This window comes from Pseudomonas sp. URMO17WK12:I9 (genome assembly GCF_900230165.1).
GTDB lineage: Bacteria > Pseudomonadota > Gammaproteobacteria > Pseudomonadales > Pseudomonadaceae > Aquipseudomonas > Aquipseudomonas fulva.
Genome location: NZ_OCMQ01000009.1, coordinates 92,973 through 110,473, shown reverse-complemented (window position 1 = coordinate 110,473; position 17,501 = coordinate 92,973). Strand labels below are relative to the sequence as shown.

General features: G+C 61.5%; 19 protein-coding genes. 10 read left to right on the top strand and 9 right to left on the bottom strand.

The features are described 5' to 3' along the window. Nucleotides 1-62: 62 nt before the first annotated feature. Nucleotides 63-1,457 (top strand): Si-specific NAD(P)(+) transhydrogenase, encoded by a 1,395-nt coding sequence (sthA, locus tag CRP40_RS17515; protein ID WP_023534167.1) that lies wholly within the window; start codon nucleotides 63-65, stop codon nucleotides 1,455-1,457. A 42-nt stretch (nucleotides 1,458-1,499) separates the two neighbouring features. Here the strand turns inward: sthA and CRP40_RS17510 are convergent, their stop codons facing one another. After that, nucleotides 1,500-2,222 (bottom strand): glycerophosphodiester phosphodiesterase, encoded by a 723-nt coding sequence (locus CRP40_RS17510; RefSeq protein WP_027915081.1) that lies wholly within the window; start codon nucleotides 2,220-2,222, stop codon nucleotides 1,500-1,502. A gap of 28 nt (nucleotides 2,223-2,250) precedes the next feature. Then, nucleotides 2,251-2,835: a PilZ domain-containing protein gene (locus tag CRP40_RS17505; RefSeq protein ID WP_027915080.1), complete on the bottom strand. Its 585-nt coding sequence runs from the start codon at nucleotides 2,833-2,835 to the stop codon at nucleotides 2,251-2,253. Between the two features lie 93 nt (nucleotides 2,836-2,928). On the opposite strand from CRP40_RS17505, the gene CRP40_RS17500 reads away from it, so the two are divergent. The 3 genes from CRP40_RS17500 to CRP40_RS17490 are packed head-to-tail and all read left to right on the top strand — an operon-like array spanning nucleotide 2,929 to nucleotide 6,171. After that, a complete protein-coding gene (locus tag CRP40_RS17500) occupies nucleotides 2,929-4,179 on the top strand; it encodes a lipoprotein-releasing ABC transporter permease subunit (protein ID WP_027915079.1) in 1,251 nt (416 codons plus the stop codon). Between the two features lie 7 nt (nucleotides 4,180-4,186). Next, nucleotides 4,187-4,870, top strand: coding sequence for a lipoprotein-releasing ABC transporter ATP-binding protein LolD (gene lolD, locus CRP40_RS17495; RefSeq protein WP_174435400.1), 684 nt, complete (start codon nucleotides 4,187-4,189; stop codon nucleotides 4,868-4,870). A 59-nt stretch (nucleotides 4,871-4,929) separates the two neighbouring features. After that, complete coding sequence (locus tag CRP40_RS17490; protein ID WP_027915078.1) at nucleotides 4,930-6,171, top strand: lipoprotein-releasing ABC transporter permease subunit; 1,242 nt, start codon at nucleotides 4,930-4,932, stop codon at nucleotides 6,169-6,171. 8 nt (nucleotides 6,172-6,179) lie between these two features. Here CRP40_RS17490 and CRP40_RS17485 read toward each other — a convergent pair whose 3' ends face one another. Both CRP40_RS17485 and CRP40_RS17480 read right to left on the bottom strand, forming a co-directional pair. Continuing rightward, nucleotides 6,180-7,529 (bottom strand): heavy metal sensor histidine kinase, encoded by a 1,350-nt coding sequence (locus CRP40_RS17485; RefSeq protein ID WP_027915077.1) that lies wholly within the window; start codon nucleotides 7,527-7,529, stop codon nucleotides 6,180-6,182. Then, on the bottom strand, nucleotides 7,526-8,206 hold the full coding sequence (locus tag CRP40_RS17480; RefSeq protein WP_027915076.1) for a heavy metal response regulator transcription factor: 681 nt from the start codon (nucleotides 8,204-8,206) through the stop codon (nucleotides 7,526-7,528). Before CRP40_RS17480 ends, CRP40_RS17485 begins: the two co-directional genes overlap by 4 nt. 185 nt (nucleotides 8,207-8,391) lie before the next feature. Here CRP40_RS17480 and CRP40_RS17475 point away from each other — a divergent pair, with 185 nt between their 5' ends. Both CRP40_RS17475 and queF read left to right on the top strand, forming a co-directional pair. After that, complete coding sequence (locus tag CRP40_RS17475) at nucleotides 8,392-8,907, top strand: cupredoxin family protein (RefSeq protein WP_027915075.1); 516 nt, start codon at nucleotides 8,392-8,394, stop codon at nucleotides 8,905-8,907. A gap of 138 nt (nucleotides 8,908-9,045) precedes the next feature. After that, nucleotides 9,046-9,876 carry an NADPH-dependent 7-cyano-7-deazaguanine reductase QueF gene (gene queF, locus CRP40_RS17470; protein WP_027915074.1) on the top strand — a complete coding sequence of 277 codons (831 nt, stop codon included), beginning with the start codon at nucleotides 9,046-9,048 and terminating at the stop codon, nucleotides 9,874-9,876. A gap of 136 nt (nucleotides 9,877-10,012) precedes the next feature. Here queF and CRP40_RS17465 read toward each other — a convergent pair whose 3' ends face one another. Then, nucleotides 10,013-10,276: a DUF4404 family protein gene (locus tag CRP40_RS17465; protein ID WP_023534264.1), complete on the bottom strand. Its 264-nt coding sequence runs from the start codon at nucleotides 10,274-10,276 to the stop codon at nucleotides 10,013-10,015. Nucleotides 10,277-10,631: 355 nt separating this feature from the next. Here CRP40_RS17465 and CRP40_RS17460 point away from each other — a divergent pair, with 355 nt between their 5' ends. Next, the gene (locus CRP40_RS17460) at nucleotides 10,632-11,339 is read left to right on the top strand and encodes a VacJ family lipoprotein (RefSeq protein ID WP_027915073.1); all 708 of its coding nucleotides are present in this window, start codon (nucleotides 10,632-10,634) and stop codon (nucleotides 11,337-11,339) included. A gap of 2 nt (nucleotides 11,340-11,341) precedes the next feature. Here the strand turns inward: CRP40_RS17460 and CRP40_RS17455 are convergent, their stop codons facing one another. Next, nucleotides 11,342-11,641 carry a PilZ domain-containing protein gene (locus tag CRP40_RS17455; RefSeq protein WP_027915072.1) on the bottom strand — a complete coding sequence of 100 codons (300 nt, stop codon included), beginning with the start codon at nucleotides 11,639-11,641 and terminating at the stop codon, nucleotides 11,342-11,344. Nucleotides 11,642-11,910: 269 nt separating this feature from the next. On the opposite strand from CRP40_RS17455, the gene rssB reads away from it, so the two are divergent. Further along, nucleotides 11,911-13,095, top strand: a complete 1,185-nt coding sequence (gene rssB, locus CRP40_RS17450; protein ID WP_027915071.1) for a two-component system response regulator RssB — start codon at nucleotides 11,911-11,913, stop codon at nucleotides 13,093-13,095. Continuing rightward, the gene (rssC, locus tag CRP40_RS17445; RefSeq protein ID WP_027915070.1) at nucleotides 13,092-13,574 is read left to right on the top strand and encodes an anti-sigma factor antagonist RssC; all 483 of its coding nucleotides are present in this window, start codon (nucleotides 13,092-13,094) and stop codon (nucleotides 13,572-13,574) included. Before rssB ends, rssC begins: the two co-directional genes overlap by 4 nt. Before the next feature lie 292 nt (nucleotides 13,575-13,866). On the opposite strand, the gene tal is transcribed toward rssC, so the two are convergent. Then, complete coding sequence (tal, locus tag CRP40_RS17440; protein ID WP_027915069.1) at nucleotides 13,867-14,793, bottom strand: transaldolase; 927 nt, start codon at nucleotides 14,791-14,793, stop codon at nucleotides 13,867-13,869. A 175-nt stretch (nucleotides 14,794-14,968) separates the two neighbouring features. Beyond that, complete coding sequence (gene dusA, locus CRP40_RS17435) at nucleotides 14,969-15,979, bottom strand: tRNA dihydrouridine(20/20a) synthase DusA (RefSeq protein ID WP_050587327.1); 1,011 nt, start codon at nucleotides 15,977-15,979, stop codon at nucleotides 14,969-14,971. A gap of 101 nt (nucleotides 15,980-16,080) precedes the next feature. On the opposite strand from dusA, the gene CRP40_RS17430 reads away from it, so the two are divergent. Continuing rightward, nucleotides 16,081-17,223: a site-specific integrase gene (locus tag CRP40_RS17430; protein ID WP_027915067.1), complete on the top strand. Its 1,143-nt coding sequence runs from the start codon at nucleotides 16,081-16,083 to the stop codon at nucleotides 17,221-17,223. On the opposite strand, the gene CRP40_RS17425 is transcribed toward CRP40_RS17430, so the two are convergent. Next, nucleotides 17,192-17,473 carry a pyocin activator PrtN family protein gene (locus tag CRP40_RS17425; protein WP_027915066.1) on the bottom strand — a complete coding sequence of 94 codons (282 nt, stop codon included), beginning with the start codon at nucleotides 17,471-17,473 and terminating at the stop codon, nucleotides 17,192-17,194. The genes CRP40_RS17430 and CRP40_RS17425 overlap by 32 nt on opposite strands. Nucleotides 17,474-17,501 lie beyond the last annotated feature (28 nt).

The window sequence follows — 17,501 nt, the reverse complement described above, 5'->3', positions numbered from 1 at the left end:
AGGCGGCATGATCGTGCGCCGCAAGCGACCGTGGCTTGCGGGCCAGTTCTGAAGGAGTACGCATGGCTGTCTACAACTACGACGTAGTGGTGCTGGGTTCCGGCCCAGCCGGGGAAGGTGCGGCAATGAACGCCGCCAAAGCAGGGCGCAAGGTGGCGATGGTCGACACCCGCCGCCAAGTCGGGGGTAACTGCACCCACTTGGGCACCATCCCCTCCAAGGCACTGCGTCACTCGGTGCGGCAGATCATGCAGTTCAACACCAACACCATGTTCCGCGCCATCGGCGAGCCGCGTTGGTTCTCCTTCCCGGACGTGCTTAAGAGCGCCGAGAAGGTCATCGCCAAACAGGTGGCCTCGCGTACGGGCTACTATGCCCGCAACCGCGTCGATCTGTTCTTCGGCACCGGCAGCTTCGCCGACGAGCAGACCGTCGAAGTGGTCTGCCCCAATGGTGTGGTGGAAAAACTCAACGCCAAGCACATCATCATTGCCACCGGTTCGCGCCCCTATCGGCCAGCAGACATCGACTTCAACCACCCGCGTGTGTACGACAGCGACACCATCCTCAGCTTGAGCCATACCCCGCGCAAGCTGATCGTCTATGGCGCCGGGGTGATCGGGTGCGAATACGCCTCGATCTTCAGCGGCCTGGGTGTGCTGGTCGAACTGGTGGACAACCGTGGGCAATTGCTCAGCTTCCTGGATTCGGAAATCTCCCAGGCCCTGAGCTACCACTTCAGCAACAACAACATCACCGTGCGCCACAACGAAGATTATGAGCGGGTCGAGGGGCTGGACAACGGTGTCATCCTGCACCTGAAGTCGGGCAAGAAGATCAAGGCCGATGCTTTGCTCTGGTGCAACGGGCGTACCGGCAACACCGACAAGCTGGGGCTTGAGAACATCGGCATCAAGGTCAACAGCCGCGGCCAGATCGAAGTGGACGAGGCCTACCGCACCAGCGTGCCGAACATCTACGGCGCCGGCGACGTGATTGGCTGGCCAAGCCTGGCCAGTGCCGCGCACGACCAGGGCCGCTCGGCCGCAGGGAGCATCGTCGACAACGGCAGCTGGCGTTTCGTCAACGATGTACCGACGGGTATCTACACCATTCCGGAGATCAGCTCGATCGGCAAGAACGAGCAGGAACTGACCCAGGCCAAGGTGCCCTATGAAGTGGGCAAGGCCTTCTTCAAGAGCATGGCCCGGGCGCAGATTGCCGGTGAGCCCCAGGGCATGCTGAAAATCCTGTTCCACCGCGAGACGCTGCAGGTGCTGGGTGTGCACTGCTTCGGCTATCAGGCGTCGGAAATCGTGCATATCGGCCAGGCGGTGATGAACCAGCCGGGCGAGCTGAACAACCTCAAGTACTTCGTGAACACCACCTTCAACTACCCGACCATGGCCGAAGCCTATCGGGTAGCGGCCTATGACGGTCTGAACCGGCTTTTTTGAGCGGCTCCGACCGGTGGCCTGAGCCGGTCGGAGAGACCGAATTCAACCCTGCCCGAGGGTGGTCCTGGCCAAACCGGGAAAGTCTGTAATCAGGCTGTCCACGCCAAAATCAGCGAGCCGGCGCATCAGTGCCGGCTCGTTGACCGTCCATACCGACACGTGCAAGCCCTGCTTTTGCGCTTTTTGCAGGCGTTCCGGGGTGCACAGCGTCCAGTTCAAGGCCAGCATCTGGCAACCATAGTTCTGTGCAACTTTCAGCGGGTCGAGCCAGGCGTACTCGGCCACCAGGCCGCGTTGCACATCCGGCACCAGTTCTTGAGCGGCGCCCAGCACTTCGCGTGAACTGGAGGTGATCGTTACCTTGTCCAGCAAGCCAAACTGCTGGGCCAGTTCGCGAATGGCCAGCACCGTGCTGGCTGCGCGGGTGCGCGAGGCGCTCTTGACCTCCAGCTGCCAGTGCTCGAACGGGCATTTCTCGAACAACTCTTCCAGGCGTGGGATGGGGCAGGGCTGGACCCAGCCCGGGCCACCCTGACGTGCGTCGAGCTTGACCAGGTCTTCGGCCGGGTGCTCGACCACCTTGCCGCGCTTGCCGGTGGTGCGCTTGAGGGTAGGGTCATGGATCACCATCAGCTGGTTGTCGGCCGACAGGTGCAGATCCAGCTCGCAGCGCATGATGCCGTGGGACAGGCACTGGCGGAAGCTGTTCAGGGTGTTCTCGGGCGCTTCGCCCTTGGCGCCGCGATGGCCATAGATCAGGGTCACGTTCGTTCCTTCAGTGAGAAAAATGGAGTCAGGGTGATGGGGCGTTCTGTTCCAGTTGCTGGCGTCTTTGCTGCTGCTGGCGCTGCAGGATGTAGCGGGCAAGCAGCTGGCGCTGGGCATCGACCATGTCGATGAACTCGATGCCGACCTCGAAGCCCTCCTCGGGCCTGGCCTCGCAATGGGTGATCTTGCCACGCAACAGCAGGCCATGGGCGCGTGGCATCAGCACCATTTGTACCTTCACTTGGGTACCCGGTGCAAAAGGCCCTGGCTGGACGCACTCCAGACCGCCTTCGGACATCACCACTGCCTGCGGTTGGCCTACCTCGCCCAGCAGGGTATGGGCGACCACGGCGCTGAGCACGTCCAGGCGCTTGTTCTGTACCCGCAGAAACGCTGCGAGGGTGCGGTCCTTGTCGCTGAGCTGGCGCAGCAGGTGCTGGGCCTCGAAGTCGGACAGGTGCAGCTCGCTGAGCAGATTGAACAGTGGGTAATCATCCTGCAACACATCTGGATCAAGGGCTTGGGCCGCTCTCAATGGGCTGATTTGAAGTGCGATCCGATCAGCAATGCGGTAGTATTCGCGGCGATCTTCTTCGTCTAATGTCGTCATGGCGAACCCATGGTAGCGGCGGTGGTCCGAGTGTAAAGCCGCCGTAGGCGCCTCGCCACAAGGACGTTCCCTTCCATCCGAACAAGCCCCGACATGTTCAGACCTCTTTTCGCATTCATCGGCACGCGTTATACCCGTGCCAAACGTCGCAATCACTTCGTCTCGTTCATTTCCCTGACCTCGATGATCGGCCTCGCCCTGGGCGTGGTAGTCATGATCGTGGTGCTGTCGGTGATGAACGGGTTCGACCACGAGATGCGCACCCGCGTGTTGGGCATGATCCCTCACGCCACGCTCGAGAGCGGCCAGCCCATCGCCGACTGGCCTGCCCTTGCCGAACAAGTAAAGCAGAATCCGCAGGTGGTGGCGGTCGCGCCCTTCACCCAGATGCAGGGTTTGCTTACCCATGACGGCAAGGTGCAGAAGGTGTTGCTCAACGGCATCGATCCGGCCCGGGAACGGGAGGTATCGATCATCGATAACTTCGTCCAGCAGGGCCGGCTGGACCAGTTGGCGCCCGGTGAGTGGGGCATCATGATCGGCGACAAGGCGGCAGCCAAGCTGGGCGTGGCCGTCGGTGACAAACTCACCTTCGTGGCCCCGGAGGTCAGCGTTACACCGGCCGGCATGTTCCCGCGCATGAAGCGCTTCACCGTGGTCGGCACCTTCCATGTGGGAGCCGGCGAAATCGACGGTTACCTGGGGCTGACCAACATCGCCGACCTGTCGCGCCTGCACCGCTGGAAGCCCGACCAGGTGCAGGGCCTGCGCTTGAAGTTCGATGACCTGTTCCAGGCCCCGCGGGTGGCTTACGACATAGCCCAACAGCTGGGCGACCAGGACTTCTACAGCCGCGACTGGACCCGTACCCATGGCAACCTCTACCAGGCCATTCGCATGGAAAAAGCCATGATCGGCCTGCTGTTGCTGCTGATCGTCGCTGTTGCCGCGTTCAACATCATTTCCACGCTGGTGATGGTGGTCAACGACAAGCGAGGGGACATCGCCATTCTGCGCACGTTGGGTGCCACCCCCGGGCAGATCATGCTCATCTTCATGGTGCAGGGCACCGTGATCGGTGTCGTGGGCACGTTGATCGGCGCCGTGGTGGGCATCATCGCCGCGCTCAACGTCAGTACGGCCATCGCCGGGATCGAGCATTTGATCGGCCACAAATTCCTCAACGCCGACGTGTATTTCATCGATTACCTGCCCTCGCAGATCCAGGCCCAGGACGTGTACATGGTCTGTGGTGCGGCATTGGTCCTGAGTTTCTTCGCCACCCTGTACCCTGCCTGGCGTGCGGCACGCACCCAGCCGGCAGAGGCGTTACGTTATGAGTGAGTCGCGCATGAGTGATAAAGCCGTTCTGAGTTGCCGCAACCTGGGCAAGTCCTACGACGAGGGCCCCGAGTCGGTGCAGGTGTTGTCTGGCCTGAACCTGGAACTGCACGCCGGCGAGCGCATCGCCATCGTCGGCAGTTCGGGGTCGGGCAAGAGCACCTTGCTCAACCTGCTGGGCGGCCTGGATCGCCCCACACAGGGCAGCGTGTGGTTGGCCGGCGAGGAGCTGTCGGCGTTGGGCGAGCGCGCCCGTGGCCTGCTGCGCAACCGCGAGTTGGGCTTCGTGTACCAGTTTCATCACCTGCTGCCCGAATTCACGGCCCTGGAGAACGTGTGCATGCCGCTGCTCATCGGCCGTACCGCTATCCCAGAGGCGCGTGAACGTGCCGAGGCGCTGCTCAAACGCGTTGGGCTGGGGCATCGCCTCAATCACAAGCCGGCCGAGCTGTCTGGCGGTGAGCGTCAGCGGGTGGCCATTGCGCGTGCGCTGGTCAACCGCCCGGGCCTTGTGATGCTGGACGAACCCACCGGGAACCTCGATCACCACACTGCCCAAGGCATCCAGGAATTGATGCAGGAACTGTCCAGTGCTTCGCGCACGGCGTTCCTGGTGGTGACCCACGACCTGAGCCTTGCGCGTCAGATGGACCGTGTACTGAAACTCGACAATGGCCACCTGGTGGCGATCTGACCGACCGAGCGGGATGACCCTTTCATCCCGCGACCTGTTTTGATTGGGTGTATTCGCACATGTTCAGACCCCTGCCCATCTTCATCGGCGCGCGCTATACCCGGGCCAAGCGTCGCAACCATTTCATCTCGTTCATCTCCATGACCTCGATGATCGGCCTGTCCCTGGGCGTGCTGGCCATGATCGTGGTGCTGTCGGTGATGAACGGCTTCCAGCGCGAAATGAGCTCGCGCATCCTGGGCTTGGTCCCCCACGCGGCCATTCTGGGCCAGCAGCCGCTGGACAACTGGCAGCAGGTGGCCGATGCGGCCATGAAAAACCCTGCCGTGGTTGCCGCGGCCCCGATCACCGAGATGGAAGGCATGTTGTCCTACAAGGGCGCCATGCAACCCATTCAGGTGGGCGGTATCGATCCGGCCGAGGAAAACAAGGTTTCGATCGTAGGGCGGCACATCGTTCAAGGCCGCTTGCAGGACTTGCAGCCTGGCGAGTTCGGCGTGGTGATTGGCGAGCTGACGGCCCGCCGTTTTCGCCTGAATACCGGGGACAAACTGACCTTGATCGTGCCAGAGATCAGCAGCGAGCCTGGCGGGATCACCCCACGCATGCAGCGCTTGACCGTGGTGGGCATTTTCAAGGTGGGCGCCGAGCTCGATGGCTCCCAGGCCTACATTCACATGGCCGATGCCGCGACCATGCAGCGTTGGGCACCCGGCCAGGTTCAAGGTGTGCGGCTGAAGCTGCATGACCTGTATGCCGCCCCGCAAGTCTCCGAGGCCATCGCAGCGCAGCTTGGCGAGGGCTACCGGGCAGATGACTGGTCCCACACCCAAGGCAGCCTGTTCAGCGCCATGAAGATGGAAAAGACCATGATCGGCCTGTTGTTGCTGATGATCATCGCCGTGGCCGCGTTCAGCATCATCGCCACCTTGGTCATGGTGGTGAACGACAAAGGGCCGGATATCGCCATCCTGCGCACCCTGGGGGCAACGCCTGCGCAGATCATGGGGACATTCATGGTCCAGGGCAGCTTGATCGGCGTCGTCGGCACGCTGATCGGTGGGGTGCTCGGGGTCATCGCCGCGCTCAACGTGAGCCAGATCGTGGGCTGGCTGGAGCGCATCAGCGGTCAGCATATCTTCACCTCCGACGTGTACTTCATCAGCAGCCTGCCCTCGGAGCTGCAAAGCGGAGATGTGGTGATGATCTGCGCGGCAGGGCTGGTGATGAGCTTCCTGGCTACCCTCTACCCAGCCTACCGGGCTTCCCAGGTACAACCGGCCATTGGCCTGGCGGTTTGACCAAGCCTTTACCGGCCTGAGAAATCGAGCGTGAAGCGGGTCCACCCCGCCTCGCACGCCACCTGAATCCGCCCGCCATGGGCCTGCACGATCGACCGCGTGATCGCCAGGCCCAGCCCGGCATGTTCGCCCCCGCCTTCATGCCTGGACGGGTCCACCCGGTAGAAACGATCGAACAGCCTAGGCAATGCCGTCGCCTCGATGGCGCTGCCGGTATTGCTCACGGTGATGCGCGGTCCTGTCGCCAGCGTGATCCGCACCTGTCCCCCCGTCGGCGTGAAACGCAGGGCGTTGTCGAGCAAGTTGGAGAGCGCCCGGCGCAGCATGGTCCTGTCGCCGGGCAGCCACGCCTGTCCCTCGCGTGTCAGCTGCACGGCCGCTTCTTCAGCAGCCAGGGCGTAAAACTCCAGTAGAGAATCCACTTCATCATGCAGGGCAAGTGGGGTGTCACCTGGTGTGAGTAGTCCCTGGTCAGCCTTGGCGAGAAAGAGCATGTCATTGATCATCTGCGCCATCGCCTGCAATTCTTCGAGGTTGTCGTGCAAGGCCTCTCGGTAGGTGTCGAGGCTGCGTGGGCGAGTCAGGGTGACCTGGGTGTGGGTCAGCAGGTTGGACAGCGGCGTGCGCAGCTCATGGGCGATGTCGGCCGAAAACGCCGACAGGCGCTGAAACGCATCGTCCAGGCGCTGCAGCATGGCATTGAGGCTGTCAGCCAATTGAGCCAGTTCGGCGGGCATTTGCTCCACGGGTAGCCGGGTGGTGAGCGAACGGGCAGAGACGCGTGCGGTGATGCGGCCCATCTGCCTCAAGGGCCGTAGGCCGCTGCGCGCCGCCCAGGCCCCCAGCAGGGCGGTGACCAGCGCCGACAGTCCGACTGTCAGCCAGATCAGGCGCTGCATGCCTTGCAGAAAATGCTGGTGATGGGTGATGTCGAGGTACAACACAAGTTGCGGCGAGGTCGCGCTGCCTGGTATCAGCGCCACAGCAAGGCTGCGGTAGTCAATGCCCTGCGCATGCAGCGTCTTCAACCCCGTGGAGGAGGGCGCCGGGGGGAGGCCGGCCTGGCTCTCGAACCAAGTGACGCCCCCACCCGAGGTGACCCGCACGGACAGGTCGGCCTGATGGCTCAGCTCCTCGCGCAGGGCCGGCAGGCGGGTTTGCAGGTCGGCCTGCGTGCCGACGTCCGTCAGGTGACGGCGCAACAACGACAAGCGCGAGGCCAGCAACTGCTGGTCAAGTTCGATGAAATGCTGCTCGCTGGCCTGATTGAACACCAGGCCCGCCCCGAGCGAAACCGCAGCGGTGCAGGCAGCGAACAGCAGCGCCAGGCGACTGGTCAGCGAAATGCGGCGCCTCACGATGGGCGCACTTCCAGCACATAACCCATGCCGCGTACCGTATGGATCAGCTTGTCCTCGTAGGCATCGTCCACCTTGGCCCGCAGTCGGCGGATGGCCACTTCGATCACGTTGGTGTCGCTGGCAAAGTTCATGTCCCAAACCTGGGACGCAATGAGCGCCTTGGACAGCACCTCGCCCTGACGGCGCAGCAGCAGTTCGAGCAAACCGAACTCCTTGGCGGTCAGGTCGATGCGCTGGCCGCCGCGCTCGACACGTCGACGAATCAGGTCAAGACGCAGGTCTGCTACCGTCAGCAAGGTATCGGCACTGGGCGTGGAGCCGCGCCTGAGCAGGCTGCGCACGCGCGCCAGCAGCTCCGAGAAGGCGAATGGCTTGATCAGGTAATCATCAGCGCCCAGTTCCAAGCCATGTACCCGGTCCTCGACGGCATCGCGGGCGGTCAGGAACAGCACGGGCGTATCGATACCGGCTTGCCGCACGGCCTTGAGGATCTGCCAGCCGTCGCGCCCTGGCAGCATCACATCCAGGATCAGCAGGTCATGATCGCCCGTCAGGGCCAGAAACTGGCCTGTTTCGCCGTCGGTGGCCAGCTCCACCGTGAAGCCGGCCTCGCTCAGGCCCTGATGCAGGTACTGGCCAGTACGGGCCTGGTCTTCGACGATCAACAGTTTCATTGAGGCAAGCTCCGGCGGTTGATGCGGCGCGCCGCAGTGAGGTCCAGCCGGCGCGTGGGTGCCAGGATCATACGTGACCTGCGCGGCATTGAACCAAACTGACACGCTTGTAATGCAGCGGTCAGCTTCATGGCAGTCGCGTGGCCTTAATCTGGCGCCGTTCAATCCAACGCATGGGAGCCTCGATGTCTCGCTTTATCATTGCCTGCGCACTGACGCTGGCCAGTAGTCTTGCCCAGGCAGGCACCGCACACCCGCTAGCTTTCGGTGAGCCTGCACCAGCCGAGGAGGCAACCCGTACGGTTGAAGTGCGGCTCAAGGATATCGCCTTCGAGCCCGCCAGCCTCACTGTCAAGGCAGGTGAGACGGTGCGCTTCGTGTTGATCAACGAGGGTCAGTTGCCCCACGAGTTCAACCTGGGTGACAAAGCCATGCATGCCGAACATCAAAAACAGATGGTTGCCATGCAAGCCAAGCTGTTCAATGCAGCCGCAGATGAGCAGGGCATGGGGCATGGCGACATGAGCGGGCACAATCACGGTGCAGGTCATGGGCATGGCGGCGGTAACACGGTGCTGGTGATGCCTGGCCAGCGCGCTGAGTTGACCTGGACCTTCAAGGCCTCTGCACCCATCGAATTCGCCTGCAATGTGCCAGGCCATTACCAAGCGGGCATGGTTGGGCCGCTGACCATCGAGTGAGGGGCGCTGCAAGGCGGCAAGCAACAGGGTAGACTGGGCGCCCTACGCGTCATCCTGTACACGACAGGGTTACCCCAGCAATGGGGGCGCGCACCGTACGAACGCTAGCGTCCACTCCACACTTTCAGGTCAGTTCCAATGCACCCTGCCGCCGAACACTCCCCGCTGGGCAAGTCCAGTGAATACGTCGCCACCTATTCCCCGGAGCTGCTGTTCCCGATCCCACGCACCGCCAAATGGGCGGAGCTGGGTGTCACCGCGCAGACGCTTCCCTGGCAAGGGGTGGATTACTGGAACTGTTTCGAGCTGTCCTGGCTGCTGCCCTCGGGCAAGCCCGTGGTAGCCATAGGCGAGTTCGCCATCCCCGCCGATTCGCCCAACATCATCGAATCGAAGTCATTCAAGCTGTACCTGAACTCCTTGAACCAGACCGTTTTCGCAGGCATCGAGCCCTTGCAGGCGTGCCTTGAGAAAGACCTTTCGGCGGCCGCCGGCAAGGCGGTAGGGGTGAAGGTGAGGACGCTGGAAGAGGTCGAGGCCCAAGGCGTGGTCGCTTTGCCAGGCACCTGTATCGATGGGCTGGATGTGGCTATTTCCAACTATGCGCAGCCGCAACCGGAGTTGTTGCAATGCGACGCTCATCAGGTGCTCGAAGAGACGCTGCACAGTCACCTGCTCAAATCCAACTGCCCGGTTACCGGTCAGCCGGACTGGGGAAGCGTGGTAGTGACCTATAAGGGCAGGGCGCTCGATCACGCCAGCCTGCTGACCTATCTCATCAGCTTCCGCCAGCATGCGGATTTCCATGAACAATGCGTCGAGCGCATTTACCTGGACCTGAAGAATCTCTTGCAGCCTGAGCACTTGACCGTTTATGCCCGGTATGTGCGCCGGGGTGGCCTGGATATCAACCCCTACCGCAGCATGGGGGAAATCTTCGTGAGCAATGGGCGCCTGGCCAGGCAGTGACCGCCGCCGGGGTGCGCCTGCGTTGAACCGCACCCGACCCTGACAACAGGCCGCGTGCTGTTCGACCCTGGACGCAGTGCGGGTAATGGCAGGCCACTGCGCTGCGCTGTGTGCGCAGCAGCCCGAGCCGTATGCCTCAGATACCCATGCTGTGCAGCGAGTTGGCAATGCTGCGCAGGGTGGCCGTCAGGTCAGGGTGGTCGGCTTCAAATCGCTCCACGGCAAGGTTCACACCGTCGGCCAGGTTGTTGTCAGGCGTGGCGTTTTCCAGCTTCAGCTGCGCTTCGATTTGACGCGCTTCTTCATGGAGCGCAGCCAGCTCTTCGTCCGAAAGCGGCACGTTGCGATCCAGTTGCTCGCGCAGGCTGTTGAGGCGCTCTTGCAATTCGCGGGCAGGCATTGGCACTTCTCCATCATAGGTTTGGCAAGCCATGGACCTCAGCGAGGCGGCAAAGGTTCTGGCCTGTATTGAGCGTAAACCTTTCGCGTGGGATTTGCATGGCTGGCAGCCGCTGAGCTGTGTCCGTATTTTTCGCGCATTCGCTGGGAAGCGGTTCGTTTCATCCATGAGGTTGGCGAGCAACAGGTTCTCGTTAAATCTTGCTGCCATTGCGTAGCACCACTGACGTAACACTTGGTCACATTAAACTTCATGGATGCCGAAAGCTGTCTATCGGCCTGCAAAACTCTATACTGCCGCACTACAGCAGCGCGACCGTTGCGCTTGCGGCCGATAATCCTGATGGAGAAACACTATGCGTAGGATCGGTGCCAGTGTGATCGAACGAGTCACCCAGGCCTGTGTATGCGCCAGCATGCTGCTGGCGCCCGTGGCGGCTACTCAGGCCGCCACTGAAGAAGATCCCTGGGAAGCGGTCAATCGCCCGATCTTCCGCTTCAACGATACGCTCGATACCTACGCGCTCAAGCCGCTCGCCAAGGGTTACGACGCCGTGACGCCGCAGTTTCTCGAAGACGGCATCCACAATATGTTCCGCAACCTGGGCGATGTGACCAACCTGGCCAACAACGTCCTGCAGCTCAAACCCCATGCGGCAGGGGTGGATACGGCGCGCTTGATCGTCAACACCACCTTCGGCGTGGCCGGGTTCTTCGATGTCGGCACCAAGATGGGGCTGCAGCGCAGCGATGAAGACTTCGGTCAGACCCTGGGCTACTGGGGTGTGCCCAGCGGCCCGTACGTGGTCATTCCCTTGCTGGGCCCAAGCACTGTGCGCGATGGCGTAGCCAAGTACCCGGACACGTTCACCCGGCCTTATCGCTACGTGGACCATGTGCCTACCCGCAATTCGGCCTTCGCCCTGGACGTGGTGGACACCCGTGCAAGCCTGCTGCCGGCTGAGAAGCTGATTCAGGGTGACAAGTACATCTTCATTCGCAACGCTTACCTGCAGAACCGCGAGTTCAAGGTGCGCGATGGCGAAGTCGAGGACGATTTCTAAGGCTACCGCATGGCCAGGATGCGCAGCCCAAACGTGTGCTGCCCATCCGCCTGGGCCGCGATCCACACGACTTCCGCCGTGGCGTGCAAGCCTTCGAGCGAAGGGTGATCCGACTCCAGGCGCACCTGCAGCCGATCCCCGACGTGGAACGGCTGAGGCGCCTGTACTTGCATCCCGCTGCTGGACAGGTCGAGACACACCGCGGCGATGACCTTACCCTCGTGTACCAGGGTAACCGGCGTGTCGATGCGCATGCGGATGAAATCGCGTTTCTCGCTGTGGCTGGTGGCGTTATCGGGCATGCTGCATCCTTCCTGTGAGGTTACATCGTGAGGGTTTCTTATAACTCTCGGTCATTTGCCCTGTAAAGCCGCTCAAGCGTACCGTTCGATGCTTGAAACCCCTGGCGGATGGGAGTACCGTCTGCGCCTTACACCGCATATCTCGCAGTTGCCAGGTAGGCTTTCTTGCCCTACAACTCGCAGAACGTGCGACCTGTTCAGAATTCCCGCAGCTGTTGGTCTGCCTTGCCGGCTCGCTGCACAAACCCCAATCGGCGCCGTTCGCCCACATGCAGAAAACCAGTGCAACGCTGCTGATCATCGATGACGACGACGTGGTCCGTGCAAGCCTCGCCGCGTATCTTGAAGACAGTGGCTTCAGCGTTCTCCAGGCTGGCAACGGCCAGCAGGGGCTTCAGGTCTTCGAAGAGCACCAGCCTGATCTTGTGATCTGCGATTTGCGCATGCCGCAAATGGGCGGGCTTGAACTGATTCGTCAGATCAGCGCCCGTGCACCGCAGATACCCGTGATCGTGGTGTCGGGTGCCGGGGTCATGGCCGATGCGGTGGATGCATTGCGACTGGGCGCTGCGGATTACCTGATCAAGCCACTTGAAGACCTGGCGGTGCTTGAGCACTCGGTGCGCCGTGCGTTGGATCGAGCGCACCTTGTGCTGGAAAACCAGCGCTACCGCGAGAAGCTCGAGGCTGCCAACCGCGAACTGGAGGCCAGCCTGCACCTGTTGCAGGAAGACCAGACCGCTGGTCGGCAAGTGCAGATGAACATGTTGCCCCAAAGCCCTTGGCACGCCGGTGATTTTGCCTTCGAGCACCAGATCATCCCGTCGCTGTACCTGTCGGGTGATTTCGCCGACTACTTCCGTGTGGACGAGCGGCGTATCGCTTTCTACCTGGCCGACGTGTCCGGGCACGGTGCTTCTTCGGCTTTCGTCACCGTGCTGCTGAAGTTCATGACCACCCGCCTTCTGTTCGAATTCAAGCGTGGCGGCAACATGCGCGAGTTCCAGCCTTCTGAAGTGCTCAGCCACATCAACCGTGGGTTGATCAACTGCAAGCTGGGCAAGCATGTGACCATGGTGGGCGGGGTGATCGATGAAGACACCGGGTTGCTGACCTATGCCGTAGGCGGGCACCTGCCGCTGCCGGTGCTGCATACACCCGAGCACACCCGCTACCTCGAAGGCCGCGGTTTGCCCGTGGGGCTGTTCGAGGAGGCCCGCTACCAGGACCTGGTGGTTGAACTGCCACCACGTTTCAGCCTGAGCCTGATGTCCGATGGCATCCTGGACCTTTTGCCAGGTGATACGCTCAAAGATAAAGAAGCTGCGCTGCCTGAAATCGTCAGGGCGGCAGAGGGTAGCCTGGATGGGCTGCGTCAACGTTTTGGATTGGCTACGCTAGGGGAGATGCCGGATGATATCGCCCTATTGGTGTTGAGCAGGAACCTTCAATGAGTACCGGTAGAATCCAGTTCGCCGAGCAGGACGGTACCTTCGTACTGAAATTCGTCGGTGAAGTGCGCCTGACCTTGTGTTCGGCGCTCGATGCAACGATCGAGCGAATATTCACCGCGCTGAATTTCTCGACCATCGTGATCGACCTGACCGAAACCGAAAGCATCGACAGCACCACCCTTGGCTTGCTCGCCAAGCTGTCGATCCTGTCGCGACAGAAAGTGGGCCTGCTGCCGACCGTCGTGACCACCAACCCGGATATTTCCCGCCTGTTGCAATCGATGGGGTTCGATCAGGTATTCAACATCGTCGACCGCCCCATCCCGTGCCCTGAATGCCTGTCTGACCTGCCATCCCAGGACCAGAACGAGGAGGTGGTGCGTTCCAAGGTGCTGGAAGCACACCGGATTCTGATGGGCTTGAATGAGTCCAATCGCGAAGCCTTTCATGACTTGGTGAGTGCGCTGGAGCGCAGTTGATCGAGTCACCAGGTTCTGGGGTCAAGAGCAGCCTGCCTCTTTCCTGGTAGGCTTTCTGAGGCCTATGCTGCCCGGGCGAGCTGTATGAACCTGTCCGTCGGTGGGGCGCCAGCTGCCTCCAGAGGGTCATGCCTTCGGGATCGGGTTGTCTTGCCAAGCCATGCAAAGCTTTTGTGACTATGGACTTGGCGCATCTGAGACAGCATGCAGGCCGCACGACGGCACCACCTGTAAAAACAACACGGGCGGGAAATGTCGAACACTTCCCGCCCGCGAGACAACCTGAATTGGATCAGCCTTCTTCACCCATGACCTTCTCAAGCTTCTCCTGATCGCGCGCAAACTGGCGGATGCCCTCGGCCAGCTTCTCGGTAGCCATGGCGTCTTCGTTCATGTCCCAGCGGAACTCGCTCTCACTCAGATGACGCTTGGGCTCACCGGCATTGCCTGGCTTCAATACCTGCGGCAGGTCGCCTTGGTCTTCGCTCAACTGCTGCAGCAATTCCGGGCTGATGGTCAGGCGATCACAACCGGCGAGCTGTTCGATCTGGTTGGTATTGCGGAAGCTGGCGCCCATGACCACGGTGTCGTAGCCATTAGCCTTGTAGTAGTTGTAGATCCGCGTGACGGACTGTACGCCTGGATCATCGGCACCGGTGTACTCCTTGCCCGTGCTTTTCTTGTGCCAATCGTAAATCCGGCCCACGAACGGCGAAATCAGGAACACACCAGCGTCGGCGCAGGCCTGGGCTTGGGCGAAGGAGAACAGCAAGGTCAGGTTGGTCTGGATGCCTTCCTTCTCCAGCTTCTCGGCGGCGCGGATACCTTCCCAGGTGGACGCCAGCTTGATCAGCACACGGTCCCGGCCAACACCGGCCTTGTCGTACAGCTCGATCAGCGAGCGAGCCTTGGCCAGCAGGGCAGGTTCATCGAACGACAGCCGCGCATCCACTTCGGTCGAGATACGCCCGGGGATTGCTTTGAGAATGCCGGAACCCACCGCCACCGCGAACATGTCGCAGGCCTGGTCCAGATCACCGTTGGCCTCGCCCTTCACGCGCGTGAGCAACTCGGCATAGGCCGGGATGGCGGCAGCCTTGAGCAGCAGCGACGGGTTGGTGGTGGCGTCTACCGGTTTCAGGCGCGTGATGGCGTCCAGGTCACCGGTGTCGGCGACCACGGTAGTGAACTGCTTGAGTTGTTCCAGCTTGGAAGTCATGGGCGTGCTCTGTCCTGTGCAATGACTCGACATTACCCCAGCCCCCACGGTCGCTCAAGGGCCCGGCTGTACGAGAGGTGAATGTTCGAGTACCCACCGTCCCTCAGGTTCCCTTCAGGCCGGGCCTTGCATCGTGTCGCGCAACCGGCAGGCGCCTGCGTGACACGCCAGCGCCTCAACGCCCCTGCAACAGCTCAACGGCCTGGTCGAACACGACCAGCGGCTCGGCTGCCTTGTGAATGTCTGCCGAAAGCAGCTGACGGAACCGACGAGCGCCCTTGAAGCCCTGGGCCAGGCCGAGAATATGCCGGGTCACGTGATGCATCGCACCCCCTGCCTGCATATGGGCCACGATGTAAGGCCGTAACTGCGCCAGCACTTCGGTGCGGGTGACCACCGGTGCCGTGCTGCCGAACAGCTGTTGATCCACCTCGGCCAGCAGGTAAGGGTTGTGATAGGCCTCGCGGCCCAGCATCACGCCGTCGAAGGTCTGAAGGTGGGCATGGCAGTCGGCCAAGGTTTTGATGCCGCCGTTGAGCACGATCTCAAGGTCCGGGAAATCAGCTTTCAGTTGCGCGGCCACGTCATAGCGCAGCGGCGGCACTTCGCGGTTTTCCTTGGGCGACAACCCTTCGAGGATGGCGATGCGTGCGTGCACGGTGAAACTGCGACAACCCGCCTCGCGCACCTGCCCGACGAAGTCACACAGCTCTGCATAGCCGTCGCGGCCATTGATGCCAATGCGGTGCTTGACTGTCACCGGTGTCGAGACAGCGTCGCGCATCGCCTTCACGCAATCGGCCACCAACGCCGGGTGCGCCATCAGGCAGGCGCCGATCATGTTGTTCTGCACCCGGTCGCTGGGGCAGCCGACATTGAGGTTGACCTCATCATAGCCATCGGCCTCGGCCAGCCGCGCACACGCCGCCAGGTCCGCCGGCACACTGCCGCCCAGTTGCAGGGCCAGCGGGTGCTCGGAGGCATCGTGGCGCAGGAAACGCTGGGCGTCGTTGTGCAGCAGGGCACCGGTGGTGACCATTTCGGTGTAGAGCAGGGTGTGTTTGGAGAGCAGGCGCAGGAAGAACCGGCAGTGGCGGTCGGTCCAATCCATCATCGGCGCAACAGAAAACCGCCTCACTACTGAATCTACTGGGGAGGCCTTGTTTTCTGGGGTTTTAGGGGGCATTTTCGATTCTCTCGTTTGCTACCGTCTCCCATCATTTTTGCTCGTTTGCCGTCTGTCGTTGCTACAATGTAGTAACTCATAGCAGCCGTGTAGCAAAACCAATGGGAACCATTACGCTTCGGAAGCGCAAGGATGGGTCTGCAGCGTACACCGCGCAGATCCGGATCATGAAGAAGGGTCAGTCAGTCTATCAGGAAAGCCAGACGTTCGATCGCAAGGCTACAGCGCAGGCCTGGATCAGGAAGCGCGAGGCGGAGCTACATGAGCCAGGCGCGATCGACAAAGCGAATCGCGGCGGCATCACGGTCAAGCACATGGTCGACCGTTACCTGGATCAGTACGAAAAGTTGCGTCCATTGGGCAAAACGAAACGCGCTACCCTGAACGCCATCAAGGAAACTTGGCTGGGCGAGGTTGCGGACACAGACCTAACCAGCCAGAAGCTGGTCGAGTACGCCATGTGGCGGATGGAGAACAGCGGCATTCAGGCACAGACTGTAGGCAACGACTTGGCGCACTTGGGCGCGGTCCTCTCCGTTGCGCGGCCGGCCTGGGGCTATGAAGTTGACCCGCACGCTATGCCCGACGCCCGGAAGGTGCTGAGGAAGATGGGCGCGGTCAGCAGAAGCCGTGAACGAAACCGACGGCCGACTCTGGACGAGCTTGAGCGCCTGCTAGCGTACTTTGACGAGATGCGCGACCGTCGCAAGCAGGAGATCGATATGCTTCGGGTGGTGCTATTCGCGCTCTTCTCTACCCGGCGGCAGGAGGAGATCACACGCATACGCTGGGATTCACTCAACGACAAGGACCGGTCAGCCCTCATCACCGACATGAAGAACCCCGGGCAGAAATACGGGAATGATGTGTGGTGCCATTTGCCGGACGAAGCCTGGCGCATCCTGCAGTCGATGCCGCGTGTAGCCAGCGAGGTTTTTCCGTACAACTCGAAGTCGATATCGGCCTCGTTCACCAGAGCATGCAATTTTCTAGAGATCGACGACCTGCATTTTCACGACCTACGCCATGATGGCGTGAGCCGGCTTTTCGAAATGGGGTGGGATATCCCGAAGGTGGCTTCTGTTTCCGGTCACCGGGATTGGAACTCGATGCGGCGCTATACGCACCTGCGGGGGAATGGCGATCCGTATGCGGGGTGGGGATGGATCGACAGGGTGATAGCGGGCCCCGTGATCGAGGCCCGGAAGAGGGTCAAGAGGCGCGTCGAAGACCGCGACCCATGAGCTTGTCGTGCTCGGTCTTGGCCTTGGCATGCTGCGCGTCGAGGTAGGCGGCCAGGTCGTTCAGGTGTACGCCTCGAGCTGACTTCTGGCTGGCCTCCATACAGACGAGGGGCAAGTTGATCTCGCCTCGGGCGACCTTTGCCTTCATCTTCTCGGGGGTCAGGTGGCTGAAGTAGTCGAGGCATATGCGCTCGAGCGGGATGATTGCCTGGCCACCGTACTGGGCCATCAGCAGGAAATGGGTGTTCACGAGTTCTCCATGCCCGCGCATGTCGGCG